The sequence below is a fragment of the Nocardioides sp. genome, from assembly GCF_030019515.1.
Classification (GTDB): domain Bacteria; phylum Actinomycetota; class Actinomycetes; order Propionibacteriales; family Nocardioidaceae; genus Nocardioides.
The window spans coordinates 134,300-159,449 of record NZ_JASEEQ010000006.1 but is presented as its reverse complement, the minus strand read 5'-3'; the positions used below and the strand labels follow the sequence as shown (position 1 = coordinate 159,449).

The window sequence follows — 25,150 nt, the reverse complement described above, 5'->3', positions numbered from 1 at the left end:
CCACCGAGAAGCCCTAGCCTTTCGGGGTGACTTCGGTGAGCTGGCGCAGGTACGACGCAGTGCTCTTCGACCTGGACGGTGTGGTCACCCCCACCGCCGAGGTCCACATGCGCGCCTGGTCGGACATGTTCAACGCGTTCCTGGCGGCCTACGAGGGTCCGGGCGACGCCTCGCCGTACACCGAGGTCGACTACTTCGCCCAGGTCGACGGCAAGCCGCGGTACGACGGGGTCCGCGACTTCCTGTCCTCGCGGGGCATCGCGCTGCCCGAGGGGACCCCGGACGACCCGCCGTCGGCCGACACCGTGTGCGGGCTCGGCAACCGCAAGAACGACGCGTTCAACGTGGTGCTCGAGCGCGACGGGGTCGCGGCGTACCCGGGCTCGGTGCTGCTGCTGGACCACCTCGAGCAGCTCCGCCTGCCCCTCGGTGTCGTGTCGTCCTCGGCGAACGCCCCCGCGGTCCTGGAGGCGGCCGGCCTCGCCGGCCGGTTCCGCACCGTGATGAGCGGCGCCGTCGCCACCGAGCGCGGCTTGCCCGGCAAGCCCGCGCCCGACACCTTCCTCGCAGCCGCTCAGGACCTGGGCGCAGCGGCCGATCGGACCGTGGTGCTGGAGGATGCGGTGTCGGGGGTGCGCGCGGGTGCAGCCGGGGGCTTCGGGCTGGTGATCGGCGTCGACCGGGGCGCCGGTCCCGAGACGCTGGCCGCGGCCGGCGCCGACACGGTCGTGTCCGACCTGGCCGAGCTGGTGCCGGGCGCGGGTGACCCCGCGTGACGACGCACCACCGCCGGGTGGATCCCGACCCGCTCGACCGGGGCCGGTTCCCCGCCGATCCGTGGGCGCTGGTCGAGACCGGCTACCGCCCCGACGACCTGGGCGTGACCGAGACGCTGTTCGCGGTCGGCAACGGCTACCTCGGCATGCGCGGCAACCCCGAGGAGGGCCGCCCGGCGTACGCCCACGGCACCTTCGTGAACGGGTTCCACGAGACCTGGCCGATCCGGCATGCCGAGTCGGCGTTCGGCTTCGCGCGCACCGGCCAGACGATCGTGAACGCGCCGGACACCAAGGTCCTCAAGATCTACGTCGACGACGAGCCGCTCACGTTCGGGACCGCGGACCTGGAGTACTACGAGCGGCGGCTCGACTTCCGCGACGGCATCCTGCGGCGGCACCTGATCTGGCGCACGCCGTCCGGCAAGCGGGTCCGCATCGACTCCACCCGGATGGTCTCGATGTCGCAGCGGCACCTGGCGGTGATGACCCTCGAGGTCGAGATGCTCAGCGGCGACGCGCCCGTGGTGGTCTCCTCGCAGATCCTGAACCGGCAGGACGGCCTGGACGAGTACCGCGCCGTGCACCCGGTGCCGGGCGACGTGGTCGACCCACGCCGCGCGGCGGCGTTCGGCGAGCGGGTGCTGCTGCCCCGGGCCAGCTACGCCACCGACGACCGGATGGGCCTGGGCTACCAGTGCGCCCACTCGGGGATGACGATCGCGGTCGCCGCCGACCACGTGCTGCGGACGACCGACGTGCACGAGGCGCTGCCGCGGTGCACGGACGACCAGGCCAAGACGGTGATCCGGATCGACGCGACCCAGGGCACCACCATGCGGCTGGAGAAGACGGTCGCCTACCACACCTCCCGGGTCGCGCCGGTCCGCGAGCTCTCCGACCGCTGCGACCGCACGCTCGACCGGGCCCGGCGGCACGGGGTGGAGTACTACCTGGCCGACCAGCGCGCCTGGTTCACCGACTTCTGGGACACCGCCGACGTCGAGATCGCCGGCAGCACCCCCGAGCACCGCGCGGTCCAGCAGGCGATCCGCTTCAACCTGTTCGGCCTCGCCCAGGCCACCGGGCGCATCGACGGGCTCGGCGTACCGGCCAAGGGCGTGACCGGGTCCGGCTACGAGGGCCACTACTTCTGGGACACCGAGATCTACGTGATCCCGTTCCTCAGCTACACCCGGCCCGCGGTGGCGCTCAACGCGCTGCACTTCCGCTCGGTGATGCTGCCGGCGGCCCGGGAGCGGGCCCGCGAGATGGCGCAGAGCGGCGCGATGTACCCGTGGCGCACGATCAACGGCGAGGAGGCCTCGGCGTACTACGCCGCCGGGTCGGCGCAGGTGCACATCGACGCGGACATCGCCTACGCGCTCGTCAAGTACGTCCGGGCGACCGGCGACCACGGCTTCCTGATCCGCGAGGGCATCGACATCCTGGTCGAGACCGCCCGGATGTGGGCCGACCTCGGGTTCTGGCGCAGCAACGGCGGGCCGACGTTCCACATCCACGGCGTCACCGGGCCCGACGAGTACACGACCGTCGTCAACAACAACCTGTTCACGAACGTGATGGCGCGCTTCAACCTCGAGCAGGCCGTGGAGTCGCTGGAGTGGATCCGCGCGCACCACCCCGACGACTACGGGCGCGTGGTCGCGCGGCTGCGCGTGGACCCCGACGAGGTCGCGGAGTGGCGGGCCTGCGCGAAGGGCATGACGATCCCGTACGACGAGGGGCTCGGCATCCACCCGCAGGACGACTACTTCCTCGACCGCGAGGTGTGGGACCTGTCGCGCACCCCGGCCGAGCTGCGTCCGCTGCTGCTGCACTACCACCCGCTGGTGATCTACCGGTTCCAGGTGCTCAAGCAGGCCGACGTCGTGCTGGCGCTGCTGCTGCAGGGCGACCGCTTCACCCTCGAGGAGAAGCGCGCCGACTTCGAGTACTACGACCCGATCACCACCGGCGACTCGACGCTCTCGGCGGTGGTGCAGTCGGTGATCGCCGCAGAGGTCGGCTACCACGAGGCGGCGCTGCACTACTTCCACGAGTCGCTCTACGTCGACCTCGCGAACCTGCACGGCAACACCCTCGACGGGCTGCACATCGCCTCGACCGGCGGCGTGTGGACCGCGCTGGTCTTCGGGTTCGGCGGCATGCGCGACCACGGCGGTCGGCTCAGCTTCGACCCGCGCCTGCCGGCCACCTGGCCGGGGCTGACGTTCCGGATCTGCTGGCACGGCTCGCGGCTCCTCGTCGAGCTCACCGAGGAGCGGATCACGTTCACGGTCGTGGCCGCCGGCGAGGACGAGGTGTCGCTGACGGTGCGCGGCACGGAGTACGTCCTGACCAAGGACGCCCCGCTGGTCGTCGACCTGCCCGACCAGGGCGACCGGATCGACGGGCTGCTCGGCGAGCACCCGATCACCGGCGGCACCCGCGCCGACGGCAGCACGATCACCGCGGGCGTCCCCGACCCGATCCTGCCGCCCGAGGAGAGCGACGCGACCGGCGAGCTGCCGGCGTACGTCGACCCGCCCCCGCCGCTCGCAGCCCAGGGCTGACCCGGGCGCAGCCACGCACCTGGCGTATCTGTCGGAGTTCCGCGCGGGCGGCAGCAGTTCTGTCAGGTACGTCGCTCAGATCGCGGCGGCGCGCACCACCATCACGTCGGGCAGGTTGTCGACCACCGGGCGCCAGGTCCCGCCCTCGTCGGTCGAGCCCCACACCGAGCCGTTGCGGGCACCGAAGTAGAGGCCGGTGCGGTCGTGGCCGTCGACGCACATCGCGTCGCGCATCACCGCGACGTAGAACCTATCCGGCAGGCCGGCGCCGAGCTCCTCCCAGGTCTCGCCGGCATCGGACGAGCGCCACACGCGCGCCTTGCCGCCGGGCGGGTAGCGGCCGTCGCCGCTGCCGTTCGGGAAGACAAAGACCGTGTCCGGCTCGTGGGGGTGCACGACGATCGCGAACCCGAAGTCGGAGGGCAGGCCGTCGCCGATGTAGGTCCAGGTGCCACCGTGGTCGTCCGAGCGGTAGACGCCGCCGTGGTTCTGGAGGAACAGCCGCTCCGGGCGCGAGGGGTGCCGGGTGATCTTGTGGACGCACTGGCCGAACTCCGGGTACTGCTGGCCCTCGGGGAGGAACTCGGCGCGGATGCCCTGGTTGCGCGGCTCCCAGGACCGGCCGCCGTCGTTGGTCTGGTAGACCCCGCCGGTGGAGATGGCCGCGGTCACCGAGAGCGGGTCGGTCGGGTGCGGCAGCACCGTGTGGAAGGCCTGGCCGCCGAAGCCGGCGTTCCACTGCGGCCGGTGGGGGTGGTCCCAGAGCCCCTGCTCGAGGGCGAACGTCTCGCCGCGGTCGGTCGAGCGCCAGACCGCGCCGGGCTCGGTGCCGGCGTACACGACCCCGTCCTCGGGCCCGGGCACCAGCTGCCAGACCCGCTCGACGGTCGTGTCGCTGCCGTCGGGGAAGCGGATCGCACCGCCGGGGGTCTCCTGCCAGCTCGCGCCGAGGTCGTCGGACCGGCGCACCTGCGGGCCCAGCCAGCTCGAGGAGGCGCCGGCGAGCAGCCGGGGCGGATCGGACCGGGTGTCGACCAGGCAGGAGTAGACCTCCTCCATGTCACAGTGCGGCCCGGTGAACTCCCAGTCCGTGCGCGCCTCGTCCGAGGTGCCGAGCCACAGGCCCTTGCGGGTCCCGACCATCAACAGCGTCCGGTCAGCCATGTCCACTTCCTCTCCTGTTCCGACCCCTCGTGAGCCCAGGGTGCACCAACCCGGGGACAACCTTCTAGATTGACCGGGTGATCGACCCGAACTCATCGCGCGGGCCGGTCTCCCCCGTCTCTCCCGTCTGGCTGGTGCTCATCGGCATCCTCTCGGTGCAGTTCGGCGCCGGGGTCGCCAAGAGCCTGTTCGACGAGGTCGCGCCCACGACGATCGTGTGGCTGCGGCTGGTGACCAGCGCGATCGTGCTGCTCGCGCTGGCGCGGCCGGTGCTGCGCGGCCGGTCCCGCTCGGACTGGCTGGTGGTGCTCGGGTTCGGCGCGAGCCTCGGGGTGATGAACTGGGCGATCTACCAGGCGTTCGCGCGGATCCCGCTGGGGGTCGCGGTGACCCTGGAGTTCGTCGGGCCGCTCACGCTCGCGGTGCTCGGGTCCCGCCGGGCCCGCGACCTGGTGTGGGTGCTGCTCGCGGCGACCGGCGTCGCGCTGCTCGGCCTGGGTGGCGGCGACCTGACCCTCGCGGGCGTGCTGTTCGCGCTGCTCGCCGGCGCCATGTGGGCGTCGTACATCCTGCTGAGCGCGCAGACCGGGCGCCGGTGGCCGGGCTTCGACGGGCTCGCCCTGGCGTCGGTGGTCGCGACCGCGCTGCTCACGCCGTTCGCGATCGGCGTCGGCGGGTCGGACCTGCTCGACCCCCGGATCCTGGTGCTCGGCGCGGCCGTCGGCCTGCTCAGCTCCGTGGTGCCCTACAGCTGCGAGCTGGTCGCGCTCCGCTCGCTGCGGCCCTCGGTGTTCTCCGTGCTGATGAGCCTCGAGCCGGCCGCCGCCGCGCTGGCCGGCATCGTGGTGCTCGGCGAGCTGCTCAGCGCCGAGCAGTGGATCGCCCTGGTGTGCGTGGTCGTCGCCTCGGTCGGCGCCACCCGCTCCGCACCGACCGCCGCGCCGGCACCCGACTGATCACGGTGCGATTCCCTCGGCGAGTTCACACAACCGTCATCCGACGTTGACCTCGGCGAATCGCCCGCTGTCTAGCATCGAGCGAACCACCCGCTCGGGAGTGCCTCACGGGAGCCGCCATGAACATCGCCGCACACCTGCTCCAGCCCGCGATCCGCCCCGCGATCGGCCCCGCGATCGGCAAGGCGCGGCGCTGGCCGGTGGAGTCGCAGCTCCGGGCCCGCCGCAACGCCATGGTCGCCGCCACCGCGCTCGCCCAGCAGCGCGCGGAGCGCGACGAGGTCGACGAGTTCCTGGCGGCCCGGCACCAGGCTCCGGTGCCCGCGGCCCGGGGCCGCGCCGCCCACGGCTGAGGGAGCGCCCCGGACCCGACGGTGCACAATCGGGTCCATGTCCGCGACCCCCGCCAGCGCCGTCCCGGGGCCGACCCTCGCGTTCCACCAGGTGCTCTCCGACGACGGGACCCGCCTGCGCGCCTGGACCAACGACCCGGACGGCACCATGACCGGCCCCACGGTCGTGCTGTGCAACGGCCTCGGCACCAGCGCCTGGGCGTGGCCCGCGTTCCTCGACGCCGGCTGCGGCGTCCGCGTCGTCTCGTGGAACCATCGCGGGACCGGCGGGTCCGAGCGCCCGGCCGACCCCGAGCACGTCGGCATCGAGGCGTTCGCCGAGGACGGCCTCTCGGTCATGGACCACTTCGGCATCGACCGCGCGGTGCTGGTCGGCTGGTCGATGGGCGTGAACACGATGTACGAGCTGGCCGTGCGCCACCCCGAGCGGGTCAGCGGCCTGTTCGCGGTCGCGGGGGTGCCGGGCGACACGTTCGCGACGATGCTGCGCCCGCTGCGGGTGCCGCGGTTCGCCGCGAAGGCGCTCGCGGTCAACATCTCGCGGGTCCTCAAGTACGGCGGGCACCTGGTCACCCCGCTGTCCACCCGGCTGCCGGTGGGCCGGCGCACGATCGACGTGCTCAGCCACAGCGGCTTCATGTTCCCCGTCGCCGACCCCGAGCTCGCGCGGCGCGCGATCGCGTCGTTCCTCGAGACGCCGGTCGAGTGGTACTTCCACGTCGCCCTGCACACCTCCAGGCACCCGCGGGTGCCGCTGAGCGGGATCCGGGTGCCGGCAGCGTTCGTCGCCGGCACCTTCGACCTGCTCGCCGGCACGCACGCGATCGCCAGCGCGGCAGCCCGGATCGACGGCGCGACCTACACCGAGCTGCGCGGCAGCCACTTCGTGCAGATGGAGCACCCCGACCGCGTGCACGCCCTGCTCCTGGAGTTCCTGCGTAGGGTCGGGTGACATGCGACGCACCGCGGCGCTGGCCGGGGCCGCCGCCCTCACCGCAGCGCTGCTGACCGCCTGCGGCGGCGACGAGGAGCCTGGCGACCCCGACCCCGGGGACACGGTGACCGCGACCCCGCAGTCGGGCCCGACGACCGAGTCGTCCAAGCCGACCGGCGACAACACCCCGGCGACCGACGACGGCCCCGCCGAGGTCGTCGGCACGATCGCGACCGGGCTCGCCGCGCCCTGGGGCGTGGCGTTCCTGCCGGGCGGCGACGCGGTCGTCACCGAGCGCGACACCCGGCGGGTGCTGCTGCTCGAGGCGCCGTCGTACGACGTGCGGGAGGTCGGCGTCATCGACGCGGCGGTGTCCAACGGCGACACGGGCGGCGAGGCCGGCCTGCTCGGCGTGGCGTCGTCACCGGACTTCGCGCGCGACCGGACCCTGTTCTTCTACCTGAGCACGGCCTCGGACAACCGGATCGTCAAGGCGCGGCTGGAGCGCGGCAGGCTCGGCCCGCTCACCGTGATCCTGGACGGGATCCCGGTCGGAGGGATCCACGACGGCGGGCGGCTGGCGTTCGGGCCGGACGGCTACCTGTACGCCTCGACCGGCGAGACCGGCGAGCGCGACCTCGCGCAGGACCGGAGCACGCTCGCGGGCAAGATCCTGCGGATCACCACCGACGGGGACCCGGCGCCCGGCAACCCGTTCCCGGGCTCGGCGATCTGGTCCTTCGGGCACCGCAACGTCCAGGGCCTGGCGTTCGACGACCACGACCGGCTGTGGGCCTCCGAGTTCGGCGACCAGACCTACGACGAGCTGAACCTGATCCGGCCGGGCCGCAACTACGGCTGGCCGATCGTCGAGGGGCGCGGCGGCCGCGACGGCCTGGTGGACCCGCAGGTCGTGTGGGAGACCGACGTGGCGTCGCCGTCCGGCCTGGCCTGGCTCGACGGGCGGCTCTGGCTCGCGTCGCTGCGCGGCGAGCGGCTGTGGCGGGTCGACGTGCACGGCGACCATGCGAGCCACCCGGTCGACTTCTTCGTCGGCGAGTACGGCCGGATGCGCACCGTGGTGGTCACCCCGGAGGGCCGGCTGTGGGTGACGACCAGCAACCGGGACGGCCGCGGCGACCCCGGGCCGCAGGACGACCGGATCCTGCTCATCGAGCCGTGACGGTGACCGAGCCGGTCACGGTCGCCCGCCGGGCCGCGCGGCGCAGCGTGGTGAGCACCGCCGGGCCGAGCACCACGATCGCGACCGCGTTCGTGACGGCCCGGACGGTGTCCCAGCTGCCGGTCGAGGTCAGCAGCGTGTAGACGACGAACCGGTGCAGGTTGTCCAGGACCGGGGCGCCGGCCACGTAGGACAGCGAGCCGGCGTGGCCCGCGACCTCGATGCCGGTCAGGAACGGCCAGCCGGACAGGTTCATGAACAGCCCGAACAGGTACGCCGCGGCCACGCCGTACGCCGCCAGCATCGCGATCTCGGCCCGGCCGGTCACCCGCCGCGGCAGCAGGCCGGCCCCCATCCCGACCCAGGCCGCGCACAGCATCTGGTACGGCAGCCACGGCCCCACCCCGGCGGTCATCAGCGCCGAGGCGAACAGCGACGTGCAGCCCAGCACGAACCCGAAGCCGGCGCCGAAGACCCGCCCGGCCAGGATCAGCAGGAAGAACGTCAGCTCAACGCCGGCGGTGCCCGGCGAGATCCCGCGGAGGATGGCGTTCACCGCGCTGAGCACGCCCAGCACGGCGAGCACCCGCGGGTCCAGGCCGCCCTCGTTGAGCTCGGCGAGCACCACCGCGAGCACCACGGGCAGCAGCGCGACGAACACGAACGGCGGGTCGACCCGGCTGCCCTCGGGGACCCGCAGCAGCAGCGGCCAGCACAGCATCATCAGTCCCGCGACCGAGGCGACCGCGAGCACGGCGCCCGAGCGCGGCGCGATCCGCACCGCGGGCGCGGCGACCGGCCCGGTCACGAGGCGCTCGCCTGCTCGGCCAGCCGACGGACCACCTCGTCGACCCGCAGCCACGGTGGGCCGAGCACCTTGGTCACCTGCGGCGCGAACGAGGGCGACTCCGCGACCACCCGGCGCACCGGCCCCGACGAGACGACCTCGCCCTCGGCGAGCACGAGCACGTCGTCGGCCACCTGCGCGACGAACTCGACGTCGTGAGTGGCGACCAGGACCGTGCGGTCCTCGGCCGCGAGCCCGCGCAGCACCCGCGCGAGCACCCGCTTGGCGGCGTAGTCCAACCCACGGGTGGGCTCGTCGAGCAGCAGCACCCGGGGTCGCGCGCTGAGCACGATGGCGAGCACCAGCGCGAGTCGCTGGCCCTCGGAGAGGTCGCGCGGGTGCTGGGTCGCGGGGATGCCGGGGACGAGCCGCTCGAGCAGCTGCCGGCAGACCCCGGTGCCGCCGTCGGCGGCGGCACACTCCTCGGCGACCGTCTCGAGGTACAGCAGGTCGGCGGCGTTCTGCGGGACCAGCCCGACCAGCTCGCGCCGCCCGGCGGCGCTCAGCCGCGCCGGGTCGGTGCCGTCGATGCTCACCTGGCCGCCCGAGCGGCGGCCGCTGCCCTGCAGCGCCCAGATCAGCGAGGACTTCCCGGACCCGTTGCGACCCATCAGCGCGGTGACCCGGCCGCCGCCGAGCGCGAGGTCGACGTCGCGCACGGCGACCGTCTCGCCGTGCACGACCGCGAGCCGGCGTACGGCGACGGCCGGCTCCGCCTCGGGCTCCTCGACGTCCGGCAGACTGCCGAGCCGCTGGGCCAGGCCGCGGGCCAGGCGGCGCGCGTCGCGGACGTTCAGCGGCAACGGCCGCCAGCCCGCGGCCCGGCCGAGCTCGACGATCGGCGGCGCCACCGGCGAGGTCACCAGCAGCTCGCCGGGCTTGCCCACGTGGACCCGGCCGGCCCCGGTGAGCAGGCACATCCGGTCCGCGAACGGGACCACCCGCTCCAGGCGGTGCTCGGCCACCAGCACCGAGACGCCGAGGTCGTGGACGAGCCGGGTGAGGGTCGCCAGCACCTCCTCGGCCGCGGTCGGGTCGAGCGCCGAGGTCGGCTCGTCGAGCACCAGGAGCTGCGGGTGCATGGTGAGCACCGAGCCGATCGCGACCCGCTGCTGCTGGCCGCCGGAGAGGGTGCGCAGGTCGCGGCCGCGCAGGTCCGCGATGCCGAGCAGGTCGAGGGTCTCCTCCACCCGGCGGCGCATCGTGTCGGGCGGCAGCCCGAGCTGCTCCATGCCGTAGGCGAGCTCCTCCTCGACCGTGTCGGTGACGAATCCCGCGGCCGGGTTCTGGCCGACGTAGCCGATCCGGTGCGCGCGCTCGCGCGGCGGCGTGCGCACGATGCTCACGCCGTCGAGCAGCACGTCGCCGCTCAGGGTGCCGCCGGTGAAGCGCGGCACCAGCCCGGTGACCACGCCGAGCAGCGTCGACTTGCCGGCGCCGGTCGGCCCGGAGACGAGGACCAGCTCGCCCTCGTCGATGTCCAGGTCCACGCCGGCGAGCACCGGCGGGCCGTCGCCGTAGGCGAAGCGGATGTCGCGCAGCTCGATCACGCCGCCGCCTCCTGCCGCTCGCCGAGGCGCACCGGGGCCGACGCGACGGGGCGGGCCGGCGGTGGTGAGCAGAGGGCGCCGCCGAGCGCGACCGCGGCGGCCAGCAGCGCGGCCGCGCTCACCGGCGGCACCGCATCCAGCGCGGGGTAGGCGACCTCGAGCTGGTGGTGGCCGATCCACCACCCGGCGGCAGCGACGGCGACGCCGGAGGCGGCGACGGCCAGCTCGGGCCGGCGCCACCGGTCCGCGCGGTAGCGGGTGCGCTCGACCCGTCGGCCGGCGCTGACCAGGCCGGCGCCCGCCGTCAGCGCACCGAGCGCGAGCATCGGCAGCGCCAGGTAGCGGGGCGCGGTGGTGTCGAGCACCGCGTAGGTGCCCACGCAGATGCCGCCGAGGCCGACCAGCATCAGCGCTCCCGTGGTACGTCGTTGGGCTCGGGTCAGGCCGGTGGCCCGGCCGTAGCCGCGGGTGTCCATGCCCGCGGCGAGCGCGAGCGACCGCTCGAGGGCGTCCTCGAGCACCGGCACCAGGAACCGGCGCAGCCGGGCGATCCGGGCGGTCTCCCCCGCGCGCAGGCTCTGGGCGGCGCGCACCCGGCGGACGCTGTCGGCGAACTGCGGCAGCACGCTGACCGCGACCACGAGGGCGGTGCCGATCTCGTAGAGGGCGGGCGGCACCGAACGGAGCAGTCGCTTGGGGTTGGCCAGCGAGTTCGCGGCGCCGACGCAGATCACGATGGTGGCCAGCCGGAGCCCGTCGTACGCCGCGGCGAGCAGCGCGTCGGCGTGCACCGGGCCGAGCAGGGTGATCCCGGCGACCCAGTCCGGCAGCGGGATCTCGGGCAGGTCGAGCAGCACGGTCCCGCTGGCCCAGCCACCGAAGACCACCCGGAACGCCACCCGGATCACCACGATCGCGATGCCCAGCCAGACGTAGAGCACGAACGAGCGGGCCCACGGCTGGTCGGAGCGGCGCAGCGAAACCGCGATCGCCGCGACGCCCACGAGCAGCAGCAGGACCAGCGGGTTGGTGGTGAACGACGCCGACACCGCGAGCCCGACCGCCCACAGCCACCAGGCCACGGGGTGCAGGTCGCGGTGCCGGCGCACGTTCGGGCTCACGGCTGTCCGGCTCCCCTGCGCCGGCGGACCAGGGCGGTGCCGCCGGCCGCTCCGAAGAGCAGCACGATCACCGCCGGCGCGACCCAGGTGGGCAGTCCGCCGTCGCCCGGGTCGGCCGGGTCCGAGGTCGCCGCGGTGAGCCCGGGCGACTCGCTAGGGGACCCGGGGGCCTCCGCGGTCGCCGACCCGCTCGTCGTTGCCGACGGCGACTCGGCCGGCTTCCGCTTCCGCTTCCCGGGCTCCGACGTCGTCGCGCTCGGCGACGCCTCCGTGGTGGCCATCGTGGACGCGCCCGCCTGGCCCGATGGCGTCGCGTGCGCCGAGGGTGGCGGTCCGGACGAGCTCGCGTGCCCCGGTCCTTGGGTCGAGCCCTGGGTGGGCGTGGCGCTGGCGGTCGGGTGCGGCGCCGGGCTGGCGCCCGGCGGTGCACTGTCGTCGCTCCCCTGCCAGGAGAACCCGACGTACCCGCCGTCCGGCACGTGCTGGCCGCCCGCGCCGCTGGTGGCGTAGTTCCACCGTCCCGACTTGCCGTCGGACCAGTACAGAGCCCAGTAGGCATCGGCGGGCGGCGTGTTCACGCACGGGTTGTCGGCCGGCTTGCCGGACACCCGGCACACGAAGCCGGGCTGGCGCTGGACGTAGTCCAGCGGGAAGCCGGCCGCGGGGAACAGCTGCGATGCGGTCTGCCCGCCGCCGTCGGCGACACAGGCGGTCTGCACGCCGCCACCGAGCTCGTGGAAGTCCACCACCACGGTGACGCCGTCCGCGGAGGCGCAGCCGGCCGCGCTCGCCGGTGCGGCGGGGAGGCCGGCGTACGCCGCCGCGACCAGCGTGGCCGCGACGGCGATCCGAGCCCCGATCCGGGCCCCGGCCCGAGACAGGGCGCCCATGTCAGCGGGTGACGGTGAAGGAGGTGCGGCCGTTGCGGTTCTTGAACTGGCCCCGGGCCTTCACGGTCGCGGTGCCCACGTGCTTCCGCGGCACGCGGAACGCGACTCGGAGCACGCCGTTGTCGTTGGCCTGGCCGGCCGTCGCCGCGCCGGACCCGCCGTTGTTGCCGGACGGCCACGCGATCGCGACCCGGCCCAGCTCGCCGGGGGCGAGGCCGCGGACCTTGACCACCTGCCGGTCACCCGTCGCGACCCGCTTGCTCCGGAGCGCGACCTTGAGGGTCTTCGCGCCCAGTGCGTGGATCCGGGCGTCGCCGATCTCGCCGTCGGCGTTGGCCACGGTGACGGTGCTCCTGCCGGCCTGCGCGGGGACCCGGACCTTCAGCAGACCCTCGCCGAGCGGGTTCGCCCACCCGATGACCGACTGCTCGCCGAGCATCGCGCAGAGAGCCTCACCGGGCGCCGCGTCGTTCACGCCGACCGCGGTGGTGCCGCCGGCCTTGACGTAGCCGGGCGCGTAGAGGACGTTCGGCGAGCCCGGGCCGGCCTGGGCGGCGACCAGGCCGGTCAGCGCCTGGGTGGTCGCGCGCAGCGACTGGTCGCCGAGCGCGGCGTCCATCGGGCCGCCCTGTGCGGCCTTGCGGGCGGCGTTGTCGTACAGGACGGCGCCGGCGTCGGCGGCGTCGTAGAAGATGCAGTTCGCGACGTTCGTCGCCTGGTGCGCGCGCAGCCAGGCCGCGGCCTCCGCGGCCGCGTCGCTCTCGCCGGAGACCAGCAGCGCGCTCGCCGCACCGCCCGTGCTGTTGGCGTTGACGGTCGAGATGTCGGCGGTCGAGCCGAAGCCACCGTTCGCCTTCTGGCGCGCCACGAGCCACGCGACGGCGTCGGCGACGTGCGCGGCCACGTCCGTGTCGTCGAGCTGGCCCTGGAGCGCCTGGATCGCGAGCGCCGTGGCGTCGACGCTCGGCTTCCCGTCGCCGCCGTCGCACGACTGGTCGGCGGCGCCGACGGCGGCGAAGTCCTGGCGGAAATAGCCCGCGGAGCACTGCTGGGCGAGCAGGAAGTCGGTGACCGCGTCGGTCTTCGCGCTGCCCGCAGCGTCCAGGCCCTCGGCGGCGAAGGCCTGGCCGAGCACGTTCGCGTAGTCGGCGGCGTACTGCGCGCTCGGGTCCCAGTCGTCCTGGATCCGGCCGGCGTTCGCGCCGTCGGCCGACACCCGGCCCTCGAGGTCCGTGACGAGGTCCCGGCCGCCGTACGACGCCGGGTCGTCGCCCGCCGCCTGGGCGAGGACCAGCGCCTTGGCGGTGCCGCCGGCCGAGAGGTTCGTCCCGTACCCGGGCGCGACGTAGGCGTCGATGTGGCCGGCGACGGCGTCGCTGATGTTCTCCACGACCGAGGCAGGGGCGCCGACGGTGTCGAGCGCCAGCCCGGCGTCGATGGTGAGGCCGTAGTCGTCGAAGTCGTACTGCTGGTTGTGGGCGATCCAGCCGGTCGCCTGGAGCTTCCCGACCAGCCAGGTGCCGGCGTCGGCCGCCGGGCCTTCGTCGGCCGCGGCGTGCGCCGGCGACGAGAGCGCCGTCAGCGCGGTGAGTGAGAGTGCCGGGACCGCCAGGGCGGCAGCCGCCCGACGCAAGAGGTGCTGCATGGTGTTCCTTCCCGCTGCGGCAGGCGGGAGGCGGTCGGGTACATCACCCGGGGGCCACCCGCTGCTTTCCTCGACAGCGTGTGATCAGGACGCGTCGCATCAGGTGCTCCGGCTCGCCCCCGACCCTTGACTGGTCGGGAGGCCTACGGTTGCGGGTCAGCGCCGGACTCGGACCGGCTTCCCCCGCTGCGGGCGTGATGAATATGTGGAGTTGTGCGAGCGCAGCATATCCCTCTCCGGCCCCACCCCGATCCGGGGTCCAGCGCCCCCTCCGGGCCCACCGGCGACTCGGCGCAACATGCCCACGCTCTCCACCACCACGGCCGGCGAAGCGGGCAAGACGCGCCGACTCGACCCACCTGAGCGGGCAAGATGCGCCGACTCGCGCCACCCGGGCGGGCAAGACGCGCCGACTCGCGCCGCCTGAGCGGGCAAGACGCGCCGACTCGACCCACCTGAGCGGGCAAGATGCGCCGACTCGCGCTAGTTGAGCTTCTCGAGGATCAGCTCGCGGACCCGGGCGGCGTCGGCCTGGCCGCGCATCTCCTTCATCACCGCGCCGATCAGGGCGCCGGCGGCGGCGACCTTGCCGTCGCGGATCTTGTCGGCCACGTCCGGGTTGGCGGCGATCGCGTTGTCCACGGCCGCGGACAGCGCGCCCTCGTCGGAGACGATCGCCAGGCCGCGGGCGGCCACGATCTCGTCGGGGCTGCCCTCGCCCGCGAGCAGACCGTCGAGGACCTGGCGCGCGAGCTTGTCGTTGAGCTTGCCCTCGTCGACCAGCACCTGGACCCGAGCTACGTCGACCGGCGTGACGCCGAGCTCGCCGACCTCGACGCCGGCCTCGTTGGCGCGGCGCGCCATCTCGCCGAGCCACCACTTGCGGGCGGCCTGGGGCGACGCGCCCGCGGAGATCGTCTCCTCGACGATCAGCAGGGCACCGGCACCGACGGTGTCGCGCATCTCGAGGTCGGAGAACCCCCACTCGGCCTGCAGCCGGGCGCGCTTCTGGGTCGGGTTCTCGGGCAGCGTCGTGCGCAGCTCCTCCACCCAGGCCCGGGTCGGTGCGACCGGCACCAGGTCGGGCTCGGGGAAGTAGCGGTAGTCCTCGGCGTCGGACTTCTCCCGGCCGCTGGTGGTCACGCCGGTGTCCTCGTGCCAGTGCCGGGTCTCCTGGAGGATGGACCGCCCCGCATCCAGGACGCCGGCGTGGCGGGACATCTCGTAGCGGACCGCCCGCTCGACCGACCGCAGCGAGTTGACGTTCTTGGTCTCGGTGCGGGTGCCGAGCGTCCCCGAGCCCTTGGGCGAGAGCGAGAGGTTCACATCGGCGCGGATCGACCCCTGGTCCATGCGCGCGTCGGAGACGCCCAGGGCGATGATCAGGTCGCGCAGCTGGGCGACGTACGCACGGGCCACCAGCGGCGCCTTCTCCCCCGCCCCGACGATCGGCTTGGTGACGATCTCGATCAGCGGGATGCCGGCCCGGTTGTAGTCGACCAGCGAGTGGTCGGCGCCGTGGATGCGACCGGTCGCGCCGCCGACGTGCAGGGACTTGCCGGTGTCCTCCTCCATGTGGGCGCGCTCGATCTCGACCCGGAACGTCTCGCCGTCGCCCTCCTCGGTCGGCACTGTCACGTCCATGTAGCCCTCGAAAGCAATGGGCTCGTCGTACTGCGAGGTCTGGAAGTTCTTCGGCATGTCCGGGTAGAAGTAGTTCTTCCGCGCGAACCGGCACCACTCCGCGATCTCGCAGTTCAGCGCCAGGCCGATCCGGATCGCCGCCTCCACGGCCTTGCCGTTGACCACCGGCATCGCGCCGGGCAGGCCCAGGCAGGTCGGGCAGACCTGGGTGTTCGGCTCGGCGCCGAACTCCGTCGGGCAGCCGCAGAACATCTTCGACCTGGTGTTGAGCTCGACGTGGACCTCCAGGCCCATCGCCGGGTCGTAGGACGCCAGGACGTCGTCGAAGGCGACGAGGGTCTCGGTCACGGACGTGCTCCTTCCAGAGCGGGAGCCTTGTCGAGCAGGGATCCGCCCCACTGGTCGTGCAACAGCGCCTCGAGGGCGGCGCCGACCCGGTAGCAGCGGTCGTCGGCCAGCGCCGGCGCCAGGATCTGGAAGCCCGCGGGCAGCCCGTCCTCGTCGGCGAGGCCGCTGGGCACCGAGATGCCGGGCACGCCGGCGAGGTTGGCCGGGATCGTCGCGAGGTCGTTGAGGTACATCGCGATCGGGTCGTCGAGCTTCTCGCCGAGGCGGAACGCCGTCGTCGGGGCGGTCGGCGAGACCAGGACGTCGGCCTTCGCGAACGCCGCGTCGAAGTCGCGCGAGATCAGCGTGCGCACCTTCTGCGCCTGGCCGTAGTACGCGTCGTAGTAGCCGCTGGACAGCGCGTAGGTGCCGAGGATGATCCGGCGCTTCACCTCGTCACCGAATCCGGCGTCGCGGGTCGCGCGCATCACCTCCTCGGCGCTCGCGTCGGGGCGGCCCTCGGGCCAGACCCGCAGGCCGTAGCGCATCGCGTCGAACTTCGCGAGGTTGCTCGAGGCCTCGGCCGGCAGGATCAGGTAGTAGGTCGCCAGGGCGTGCACGAACGTCGGGCAGGACACCTCGACGACCTCGGCGCCGGCCTTGACCAGCAGGTCGACCGACTCCTGGAACCGTGCCATCACGCCGGGCTGCCAGCCGTCTCCCGAGAGCTCGGTGATCACGCCGACCCGCAGACCGGTGAGGTCACCGGAGGCACCGCGCCGAGCCGCCTCGACCAGCGACGGGAGCGGCTGGTCGACGCTCGTGGAGTCGAGCGGGTCGTGGCCGCCGATCACCTCGTGCAGCAGCGCCGAGTCGAGGACGGTCCGAGTGACCGGGCCGACCTGGTCGAGCGAGTTGGCCAGCGCGACGAGGCCGTAGCGGGACACGCCGCCGTACGTCGGCTTGTGCCCGACCGTGCCGGTGACGGCGCCGGGCTGGCGGATCGAGCCGCCGGTGTCGGTGCCGAGCGCGAGCGGCGCCTCGAACGCCGCGACGGCTGCCGCGGAGCCGCCGCCGGAGCCACCGGGGATCCGGTCGAGGTCCCACGGGTTGTGTGTGGGGCCGTACGCCGAGTGCTCGGTCGAGGAGCCCATCGCGAACTCGTCCATGTTGGTCTTGCCGAGGATCGGCAGCCCGGCCTCACGGAGCCGGCGCACCACGGTCGCGTCGTACGGCGGGACCCAGCCCTCGAGGATCTTGGAGCCGCAGGTGGTCGGCAGGCCCTCGGTGGCGAGCACGTCCTTGACCGCGATCGGGACGCCGTCGAGCGGGGAGAGCGTCCTGCCCTCCGCCCGCCGGGCGTCGGACGCGGCGGCCTGCTCGAGCGCCCCCGCGGCGTCGACGTGGAGGAACGCGTGCACGGCGCCGTCGACCTGGGCGATCCGGTCGATATGAGCCCGGGTGATCTCGACCGAGGTGGTCTCACCGGCGGCGAGCGCGTCGGCGATCTCGGCCGCGGTACGGCGGGTGATCGACATCAGGCCTCCTCCCCCAGGATCCGCGGCACGGAGAAGCGCTGCTGGTCGACGGCCGGCGCGCCGGCGAGGGCCTGCTCCGGGGTCAGGCACGGGGTGTTGACGTCCTCGCGGAACACGTTGGTCAGCGGCAGCGCGTGCGAGGTCGGCGGGACGTCGTCGCCCGCGACGCCGCTGATCGAGGCGACCGACTCGAGGATGACGCTCAGCTGCGGCGCGAGCTGGTCGAGCTCGGCATCGGACAGGTCGATCCGGGCGAGGTTCGCCAGGTGCGCGACCTCGTCTCGAGTGATCTCAGGCATGGTGTCCATCCTAGGAGAGACGCGCCGGCGGGCCGTCGTCGGCCGCTAGGCTCGGGCTCGTCACGAGTACTGGTGCGAAGCCCCGGCTGGCCAGTCGGCAACCCTCCTCCGCGGTGGGGTGCCCCGGGTGAGGACACGGTCGGCTGCGATGGGCAGCCGGCAAGCGCGGACTCGCCCAGCGGGTCCCTGACCCGACGGATGTGCCGACATGCCCAGCATCGACAACCCCAGCACCGACGACCCCAGCACCGACAACCCCACGACCGGCCGCACCGGCTCCCGCACCGACCCTCGCAGCGCAGCGCGACGCCGGCCGCTCGCGGCGCTGGTCGGGGCCGACGAGCAGGTGCCGCTGGTGACCGGCGGAGCAGTCCGCTACGCGAACCTCGACATCGCGGCCAGCGCGCCCGCGCTGCAGTCCGTGGCCGACCGCGTCGCGGAGTTCCTGCCGTACTACTCCAGCGTGCACCGCGGTGCCGGCTACGCGTCGGCGGTCAGCACCGCGGCGTACGAGACGGCTCGCCGCACCATCGGCGCGTTCGTCGGCGCCCGCGACGACGACGTCGTGCAGATCGTCCGCAACACCACCGACGCGCTGAACCTGCTCGCCACCGCCGTCCCCGGCGACGTCGTCCACCTCGACGTCGAGCACCACGCCAACCTGCTGCCGTGGCAGCGCCTGGGCGGGCGCGCCCGCGCGGTCACCGCCCGGGAGTCGGTCGCGGGCACGCTCGCGGCGGTCGAGGCCGAGCTGCACCGCGCGCCCACCGCGCTGCTCGCCGTCACCGGCGCCTCGAACGTGACCGGTGAGATCCTGCCGCTCGCGGACCTGGTCGAGATCGCCCACCGCCACGGCGCGCGGATCGCGGTCGACGGCGCCCAGCTGGTCCCCCACCACCGGGTGCACCTGGAGCGGCTGGGCATCGACTACCTCGCGTTCTCCGGGCACAAGCTCTACGCGCCGTACGGCGCCGGCGTGCTCGTCGGCCGCCGCGACTGGCTCGACGCGGCCCCGCCGTACCTGGCCGGCGGCGGCGCGGTCCGCGCGGTCACCCTGGGCGCGACGTCGTGGGCCGACACCCCGGCCCGGCACGAGGCCGGCACCCCCAACGTGGTCGGCGCGGTCGCCCTGGCCGCGGCCTGCGAGGCGATCGCCGCCCTCCCCGACAGCGAGCTCCGGATCCACGAGGAGCGCCTGCGCGACCGGCTGCTCTGCGCGCTCGGGTTCCTCGAGGTGCCCACCTTGCAGCTGTGGCGCGGCGAGGTCGAGGCGATCGGCGTGGTCACGTTCACGGTGCCGGGTCACACCGCGGAGCTGGTCGCCCAGTACCTCTCCGCCGAGCACGGCGTCGGGGTCCGCGACGGACGGTTCTGCGCCCACCCGCTGCTGGCACGGCTCAACGGCGGCCGGACCGCGGTCCGGGCGAGCCTGGGCCTGGGCTCCACCACCGCGGACGTCGACCGCCTGATCGGCGGGATCGCCCAGCTCGTCGCGGACGGACCGGCCTGGACGTACGACGCCGACGGCCGGCCGTGCCCGGACCCGCGCCCGCTGCCGGCGTGGGTCACCGAGACCGGCGCCGGGGCCGCCTGCGCGTAGTCTCCGCTCGGGCCGTCGGCCACCCGACCGATCGCCCCCTCACGGCGTCCTACCAGTCGACCGCTCGAGGAGCGGTCGATGGCGATGCCCCGGCTAGGGCTGGTACGCGTGGTCGAGCAGGTGCCGGGCCCGCTCGGCGTCGCCCGGGCGGGGGCAGCCGACCAGCAGCCGGTCCGGCGTCTCCTCGACGGCGACGAAGCCGGCGCCCCGCAGGATGCCCATCAGCACGGCCGGGTCGCGGCCCGGCGGGACCGGGAACGACTCGGAGTGCGAGCCGGGCTCGTGCAGCTCGGCCTCGGTGCGGCTGACCTCCAGGCCGAAGCCGCGGAGGAGGGCGAAGGCGGCGATGGTCGCCACCACGATCCCTCCGACCACCATGAACGCGATCACCACCATGACGACCTCCCCTGCCTGAGACCGAACGATCCGATGGCACCGAGCATGGGCCGATGAGACCTACGTCACGAGAGGCGTACGTCCCGACCCCAGGGTCATCTGTCACACGGCCGTCTGTCACAGGGCCGTCTGTCACAGGGCGTCGGGGCCACCGTCGAGCAGCGCCTTGAAGCCGGCCTCGTCGAGGACGGGGACGCCGAGCTGCTCGGCCTTGTCTGCCTTGGACCCGGCGTTGTCGCCGACCACGACGTAGTCGGTCTTCTTCGACACCGAGCCCGCGGCCTTGCCGCCGCGGGCCAGGATCGCCTCCTTGGCCGAGTCGCGGCTGAAGTCGACCAGGGAGCCGGTGACCACGACGGTCAGCCCCTCCAGGGTGCGCGGCGTGGACTCGTCGCGCTCGTCGGCCATGGTGACGCCGGCGCGCTCCCATCTGTCGACGATCTCGACGTGCCACGGCTCCTTGAACCACTCGATGACCGCCTCGGCGATGGTCGGGCCCACGCCCTCGGCGGCGGCGAGCTCGGCCTCGCTGGCGGCGCGGATCGCAGCCATCGATCCGAACTCCTGCGCCAGCGCCCGAGCCGCGGTCGGGCCGACGTGGCGGATCGAGAGGGCGACGAGCACCCGCCACAGCGGGACCTGCTTGGCCTTCGCGAGGTTGTCCAGCAGGCGCTGGCCGTTGGCGGAGAGAACGGGCCGGTCACCCTCGTCCTTCTTCGGCGCACGGGTGAACAGCGGCGCGCGGAGGAGCGCGGCGGCGTCGAGGTCGAACACGTCACCCTCGTTGGCGATCACCTCGGCGTCGAGCAGCGCCGCCGCGGCCTCGTAGCCCATGCCCTCGATGTCGAAGGCGCCGCGTCCGGCGACGTGGAAGACCCGCTCCCGCACCTGGGCGGGACAGAACCGGTGGTTGGGGCAGCGCCGGTCCTTGTCGCCCTCCTTCTGCTCCACGAGCGGGGTGCCGCACGCGGGGCACTCGGTCGGCCCGACCCAGGGCGCGAGCCCCTCGGGACGCAGGGGCAGGACCGGGCCGAGGATCTCGGGGATCACGTCGCCGGCCTTGCGCAGGATCACGGTGTCACCGGGGCGGACGTCCTTGCGCTCGACCTCGTAGAAGTTGTGCAGCGTCGCGTTCTCCACGGTCGAGCCGGCGACCTTGGTCGGCTCCATCACGCCGTACGGCGTGACCCGGCCGGTGCGGCCGACGTTGACCCGGATCTCCAGGAGCTTGGCGTTGACCTCCTCGGGCGGGTACTTGAACGCGATCGCCCAGCGCGGCGCCCGGCTGGTCGAGCCCAGGCGACGCTGGAGCGCCACGTCGTCGACCTTCACCACGACCCCGTCGATCTCGTAGGGGACGAGCGTGTGCCGGTGCTCACCGGCGTGGTCGATGTAGCCCTCGACGTCCTTCAGGGTCGGCACCACCCGCACCTGGTCGCTGGTCGGCAGGCCCCAGGCGGCCAGCGCGTCGTAGGCGTGCGACTGCGCGGTCGGCTCGAAGCCGCGGCGCTCGCCGATCCCGTGGCAGACCATCCCGAGCGCGCGGGAGGCCGTGACCCGGGGGTCCTTCTGGCGCAGCGAGCCGGCGGCGGAGTTGCGGGGGTTGGCGAACGGCGCCCTGCCCGCCTCGAGCAGCGACTCGTTGAGCCGCTCGAACGCCTCGACGGGCAGGAACACCTCGCCGCGCACCTCGATCAGCGCCGGCACCGGGAACTCGTCGGTGCCGGTCAGCCGGTGCGGGACCGAGGCGATCGTCCTCACGTTCGGGGTGACGTCCTCGCCGGTGGTGCCGTCGCCGCGGGTCAGCGCCCGCACCAGGCGACCGTCCTCGTAGAGCAGGTTGATCGCCAGGCCGTCGACCTTGAGCTCGCACAGCAGCGCCGGGTCCTCGATGCCGTCGCGGCACAGGCGGGCGTACCAGGCATGGAGCTCCTCGACCGAGAAGGCGTTGTCGAGGCTCTCCATCCGGCGCAGGTGATCGACGGCCGTGAACTCGGTCGCCACCGCACCACCGACCTTCTGGGTCGGCGAGTCGGGCGTGCGGAGCTCGGGGAACTCCTCCTCGAGCGCCTCGAGGCGCCGCATCCGCCGGTCGAAGTCGGCGTCGTCGATGGTCGGGCTGTCCAGGACGTAGTACCGCCAGCGGGCCTCCTCGACGTCCTCGGCCAGCCGCCGGTGCTCCTCGCGCGCCTGCGACGGGGCGGAGGCGACCTCGCCGGGGGCGGCGTCGACGTCAGGGTCCGCGGGAGGCGTGCTCATGGTCGCATTCTGCCGCGCGGCGCCGACGGCACGGCACACCCCCGCAGGCCACGCTCCGGTCCAGACCACCTCCCCGCCTGCGGAAGCGATCCTCGGAGATATCGGGTTGGAGGGAATGCCACGCCGACCTACGCTGTTCGATGGAACGAAACCGTTTCGTTTCATCCAGGTGAACGACAGCCGAAGGACCGCGATGACCCCGATCGAGCGCCCCCGGGTCGAGGGCGACCGCGAGCAGGAGATCCTCGACGCCACGCTCGAGGTGCTCGCCGACGTCGGCTACGACCGGCTCACGATGGATGCCGTCGCCGCTCGGGCGAAGGCGTCCAAGGCCACGCTGTACCGGCGGTGGAACAACAAGGTCAGCCTGGTGATCGAGGCGCTGCACTCCGCCAAGGGCCCGACCGAGCTCCCCGACACGGGGACCCTGCGCGGCGACCTGCAGGGCGTCTTCTGCGGGATGGGCGGTCTCGTCGACCCCCAGACCGTGGCGACGTTCGCGAGCGTGCTCACCGCGATCGCCCGTGACGCCGACTTCGCCGAGGCCTTCCGCCGCGAGGTGGTCGGCCCGAAGATCGCGGTCTCCCAGGAGATCTGGAGACGCGCCCGCGAGCGGGGGGAGGTCTGCGCCGACGCCGACCTCTCGCTCCTCGAGCCGGCCCTGGCCGGCATCGTCCTGCACCGCGTCTTCGTGATGGGCGAGCAGCCCGACGCGGACCTGATCACCCGGGTGATCGACCAGATCATCCTGCCGGCCGCGGCCTGCGGGTCGGCCCCGACCACGACGAACCCGTCCCCCTCCCCGTCCCACAAGGACTCCCACAAGGAACAGGAAGACTGATGACCGAAGTCACCAGCACCGAGAGCGCGGAGACCACCGCGCCGCCCGGAACGAACCGCCACCTGGGATGGGCCCTCGTGCTCATCTCGGTGGCGCAGCTGATGGTGGTGCTCGACGGCACCATCGTGAACATCGCCCTCCCCTACATCCAGGGTGACCTGGGCATCTCCGACGCGAACCTGCGCTGGGTGGTGACCGGCTACGCCCTCGCCTTCGGCAGCCTGCTGCTGCTGGGCGGCCGTCTCGGCGACCTCTACGGTCGGCGCCGGGTCTTCATGCTCGGCCTGATCGTCTTCGGGATCGCGTCCCTGCTCGGCGGCCTCGCCACCAACGAGCCGCTGCTGCTGGCCGCCCGTGGCCTGCAGGGCCTCGGCGCGGCGCTCGCCTCCCCGGCGGCCCTCGCGCTGATCGCCACCACGTTCCCGGCCGGCCCGGCACGCAACCGCGCCTTCGGCGTGTACGCCGCCATGTCCGGTGTCGGCGCGGCCGTGGGCCTGCTGCTCGGCGGCTGGCTGACCGGCATGGACAGCTTCCTCGGCATGGACGTCGAGGGCTGGCGCCTCACGCTGCTGATCAACGCCCCGATCGGCGTGGCCACGGCGATGCTGGCGCCGCGCTTCCTGCCCGAGTCCGAGATCCACCCCGGCGAGCTCGACCTGCCCGGCGCCGTCACCGGCACCCTCGGCGTGCTCGGCCTCGTCTACGGCATCAGCCGCGCGGGCACCGACGGCTGGGGCGACAGCATCACGGTCGCCACCCTGGTGGCCGGCGTCGCGCTGATCGGGATCTTCCTGACCCTGGAGCGCCGGGTGGAGCACCCGCTGCTCCCGGTGCGGGTGTTCACGAACCGCACCCGGGCGGCCAGCTTCGTCGCGATGTTCTTCGCGCCGGCGGCCATGTTCGCGATGTTCTTCTACCTCAGCCAGTACATCCAGACCGTGATGGGCTACAGCCCGATCAAGGCCGGTGTGGCGTTCCTGCCGTTCGTCTTCGGCCTGATGGCCGCCGCCGGCATCTCCTCGAACCTGATCAACCGGGTGGACCCGCGGTTCCTGGCCGGCGTCGGCACGTTGCTGTCGGCGGGCGCACTGCTCGGGTTCTCCCGGCTCCCGTACGACACGTCGTTCCCGGTGACCGACGTGCAGGGCAGCTACGCCACCGACCTGCTGCCGTTCATCTTGATGATGTCCTTCGGCATGGGACTGGTGTTCGTGCCGCTGACGCTGACGGCGGTGCACCACCTGCGGGTCGAGGACGCGGGGATCGGGTCCGGCGTGCTGAACACGATGCAGCAGGTGGGCGGTGCGCTCGGCCTCTCGCTGCTGGGCACCATCGCCACCCAGACCATGGACGACCGGTCGGTCGACCTGTTCCCGAAGATCGCGCAGGCGGCCGCCGGGCTCGACCCGGCCCAGGCGGGGATCCTCCAGCAGGTCGCCGGCGTCCAGATCTTCACCGAGGGCGCGACCGACGCGTTCCTGCTGGGCGCGGGCCTGATGCTGCTGGCCTCCCTGGTGACGTGGGCGTTCCTCAACGTCAAGCACCAGGAGCTCGCCACCGACGGACCCGAGGCCCCCGTGCACGTGGGCTGACGCGTCCCCTCTCCCAAGGAGTGGCGAAGACGGTGCCCCATCCCCGCAGGTCGGGGGTGGGGCACCGTCGCGTCGAGCGCCTGTCCGGCGGCCGTCAGCAGATCACGAGAGTGCGTCCTGCAGGGCCTTGACGAACGCCGGCAGGTCCTCGGGGCTGCGGCTGGTGATCAGGGTGCCGTCGACGACGACCTCCTCGTCGGTCCAGGTGCCACCCGCGTTGCGGACGTCGTCGGCGAGGCTGGGGTAGCTGGTCAGCCGCCGGCCGCGGGCCAGCCCGGCCGAGACCAGCAGCCACGGGCCGTGGCAGATCACCGCCAGTGGCAGCCGGTCCTCCATCGCCTGCCGGACGATGTCCTGGGCGCGCGGCTCGGTGCGGAGCCGGTCGGCGTTGACGGTGCCGCCGGGAACGACGACGGCGGCCACGGAGCCGACGTCCAGGTCGTCCAGCGTGCCGTCCACCTCGACCTTCCGGGTCGGCGTGGTGTCCCCCTCGACGCCCTGGATCGGGTCGGTGCCGGTGGAGTAGACGCGGACCGTCGCGCCCGCGTCGCGCAGCGCGTCCCGCGGCCCGACGAGCTCGGCCTCCTCGAAGAAGTCGGTCGCGATGATGGCCACGGTCTTGCCGGTCAGGTCGCTCATGACCCGCCGGTACCCGTCCC

At 73.6% G+C, this 25,150-nt stretch carries 21 protein-coding genes and 2 riboswitches; of the genes, 9 read left to right on the top strand and 12 right to left on the bottom strand.

Annotated elements, in window-relative coordinates:
- The first annotated feature begins 35 nt into the window (after positions 1 to 35).
- Complete coding sequence (locus tag QMC84_RS10610) at positions 36 to 776, top strand: beta-phosphoglucomutase family hydrolase (protein WP_300374873.1); 741 nt, start codon at positions 36 to 38, stop codon at positions 774 to 776.
- Positions 773 to 3,352, top strand: coding sequence for a glycosyl hydrolase family 65 protein (locus tag QMC84_RS10605; RefSeq protein ID WP_300374642.1), 2,580 nt, complete (start codon positions 773 to 775; stop codon positions 3,350 to 3,352). The genes QMC84_RS10610 and QMC84_RS10605 overlap by 4 nt, the downstream gene beginning before the upstream one ends.
- 75 nt (positions 3,353 to 3,427) lie before the next feature.
- Here the strand turns inward: QMC84_RS10605 and QMC84_RS10600 are convergent, their stop codons facing one another.
- Entirely contained in the window at positions 3,428 to 4,516 is a 1,089-nt protein-coding gene (locus tag QMC84_RS10600) for an exo-alpha-sialidase (protein WP_300374640.1), read from the bottom strand.
- A 77-nt stretch (positions 4,517 to 4,593) separates the two neighbouring features.
- On the opposite strand from QMC84_RS10600, the gene QMC84_RS10595 reads away from it, so the two are divergent.
- From QMC84_RS10595 to QMC84_RS10580, 4 genes are all read left to right on the top strand, one after another.
- Positions 4,594 to 5,472, top strand: coding sequence for an EamA family transporter (locus tag QMC84_RS10595; RefSeq protein WP_300374638.1), 879 nt, complete (start codon positions 4,594 to 4,596; stop codon positions 5,470 to 5,472).
- Between the two features lie 119 nt (positions 5,473 to 5,591).
- Complete coding sequence (locus QMC84_RS10590; protein ID WP_300374636.1) at positions 5,592 to 5,825, top strand: hypothetical protein; 234 nt, start codon at positions 5,592 to 5,594, stop codon at positions 5,823 to 5,825.
- 37 nt (positions 5,826 to 5,862) lie between these two features.
- Entirely contained in the window at positions 5,863 to 6,777 is a 915-nt protein-coding gene (locus QMC84_RS10585; RefSeq protein WP_300374634.1) for an alpha/beta hydrolase, read from the top strand.
- A 1-nt stretch (position 6,778) separates the two neighbouring features.
- Positions 6,779 to 7,942: a PQQ-dependent sugar dehydrogenase gene (locus QMC84_RS10580; protein WP_300374632.1), complete on the top strand. Its 1,164-nt coding sequence runs from the start codon at positions 6,779 to 6,781 to the stop codon at positions 7,940 to 7,942.
- On the opposite strand, the gene QMC84_RS10575 is transcribed toward QMC84_RS10580, so the two are convergent.
- The 8 genes from QMC84_RS10575 to gatC all read right to left on the bottom strand — a co-directional run bounded on the left by QMC84_RS10575 (position 7,929) and on the right by gatC (position 17,803).
- Positions 7,929 to 8,750: an ECF transporter S component gene (locus tag QMC84_RS10575; protein WP_300374630.1), complete on the bottom strand. Its 822-nt coding sequence runs from the start codon at positions 8,748 to 8,750 to the stop codon at positions 7,929 to 7,931. The genes QMC84_RS10580 and QMC84_RS10575 overlap by 14 nt on opposite strands.
- A complete protein-coding gene (locus QMC84_RS10570) occupies positions 8,747 to 10,339 on the bottom strand; it encodes an ABC transporter ATP-binding protein (protein WP_300374627.1) in 1,593 nt (530 codons plus the stop codon). The genes QMC84_RS10575 and QMC84_RS10570 overlap by 4 nt, the downstream gene beginning before the upstream one ends.
- Positions 10,336 to 11,460 carry an energy-coupling factor transporter transmembrane component T gene (locus tag QMC84_RS10565; protein WP_300374625.1) on the bottom strand — a complete coding sequence of 375 codons (1,125 nt, stop codon included), beginning with the start codon at positions 11,458 to 11,460 and terminating at the stop codon, positions 10,336 to 10,338. Before QMC84_RS10565 ends, QMC84_RS10570 begins: the two co-directional genes overlap by 4 nt.
- Positions 11,457 to 12,350, bottom strand: a complete 894-nt coding sequence (locus QMC84_RS10560; protein ID WP_300374623.1) for a hypothetical protein — start codon at positions 12,348 to 12,350, stop codon at positions 11,457 to 11,459. The genes QMC84_RS10565 and QMC84_RS10560 overlap by 4 nt, the downstream gene beginning before the upstream one ends.
- A gap of 1 nt (position 12,351) precedes the next feature.
- Positions 12,352 to 13,995: a hypothetical protein gene (locus QMC84_RS10555; RefSeq protein WP_300374621.1), complete on the bottom strand. Its 1,644-nt coding sequence runs from the start codon at positions 13,993 to 13,995 to the stop codon at positions 12,352 to 12,354.
- A gap of 80 nt (positions 13,996 to 14,075) precedes the next feature.
- Positions 14,076 to 14,212, bottom strand: a riboswitch (cobalamin riboswitch).
- Positions 14,213 to 14,478: 266 nt separating this feature from the next.
- Positions 14,479 to 15,987: an Asp-tRNA(Asn)/Glu-tRNA(Gln) amidotransferase subunit GatB gene (gene gatB, locus QMC84_RS10550; protein WP_300374619.1), complete on the bottom strand. Its 1,509-nt coding sequence runs from the start codon at positions 15,985 to 15,987 to the stop codon at positions 14,479 to 14,481.
- On the bottom strand, positions 15,984 to 17,504 hold the full coding sequence (gene gatA, locus QMC84_RS10545) for an Asp-tRNA(Asn)/Glu-tRNA(Gln) amidotransferase subunit GatA (RefSeq protein ID WP_300374617.1): 1,521 nt from the start codon (positions 17,502 to 17,504) through the stop codon (positions 15,984 to 15,986). Before gatA ends, gatB begins: the two co-directional genes overlap by 4 nt.
- The gene (gatC, locus tag QMC84_RS10540) at positions 17,504 to 17,803 is read right to left on the bottom strand and encodes an Asp-tRNA(Asn)/Glu-tRNA(Gln) amidotransferase subunit GatC (RefSeq protein WP_300374615.1); all 300 of its coding nucleotides are present in this window, start codon (positions 17,801 to 17,803) and stop codon (positions 17,504 to 17,506) included. The genes gatA and gatC overlap by 1 nt, the downstream gene beginning before the upstream one ends.
- A 58-nt stretch (positions 17,804 to 17,861) precedes the next feature.
- A riboswitch (SAM riboswitch) is annotated at positions 17,862 to 17,975 on the top strand.
- Positions 17,976 to 18,011: 36 nt separating this feature from the next.
- Between gatC and QMC84_RS10535 the strand changes: the two genes are divergently transcribed.
- The gene (locus tag QMC84_RS10535) at positions 18,012 to 19,403 is read left to right on the top strand and encodes an aminotransferase class V-fold PLP-dependent enzyme (protein ID WP_300374613.1); all 1,392 of its coding nucleotides are present in this window, start codon (positions 18,012 to 18,014) and stop codon (positions 19,401 to 19,403) included.
- A 93-nt stretch (positions 19,404 to 19,496) separates the two neighbouring features.
- On the opposite strand, the gene QMC84_RS10530 is transcribed toward QMC84_RS10535, so the two are convergent.
- Positions 19,497 to 19,799 carry a hypothetical protein gene (locus tag QMC84_RS10530; RefSeq protein ID WP_300374611.1) on the bottom strand — a complete coding sequence of 101 codons (303 nt, stop codon included), beginning with the start codon at positions 19,797 to 19,799 and terminating at the stop codon, positions 19,497 to 19,499.
- 132 nt (positions 19,800 to 19,931) lie between these two features.
- Positions 19,932 to 22,058, bottom strand: coding sequence for an NAD-dependent DNA ligase LigA (gene ligA, locus QMC84_RS10525; protein ID WP_300374609.1), 2,127 nt, complete (start codon positions 22,056 to 22,058; stop codon positions 19,932 to 19,934).
- Positions 22,059 to 22,251: 193 nt separating this feature from the next.
- Between ligA and QMC84_RS10520 the strand changes: the two genes are divergently transcribed.
- Entirely contained in the window at positions 22,252 to 22,899 is a 648-nt protein-coding gene (locus tag QMC84_RS10520; protein WP_300374607.1) for a TetR/AcrR family transcriptional regulator, read from the top strand.
- Positions 22,899 to 24,491 carry an MFS transporter gene (locus QMC84_RS10515; RefSeq protein WP_300374605.1) on the top strand — a complete coding sequence of 531 codons (1,593 nt, stop codon included), beginning with the start codon at positions 22,899 to 22,901 and terminating at the stop codon, positions 24,489 to 24,491. The genes QMC84_RS10520 and QMC84_RS10515 overlap by 1 nt, the downstream gene beginning before the upstream one ends.
- Positions 24,492 to 24,593: 102 nt before the next feature.
- Here the strand turns inward: QMC84_RS10515 and QMC84_RS10510 are convergent, their stop codons facing one another.
- Positions 24,594 to 25,130: a type 1 glutamine amidotransferase domain-containing protein gene (locus QMC84_RS10510; protein WP_300374603.1), complete on the bottom strand. Its 537-nt coding sequence runs from the start codon at positions 25,128 to 25,130 to the stop codon at positions 24,594 to 24,596.
- Between the last annotated feature and the right edge of the window lie 20 nt (positions 25,131 to 25,150).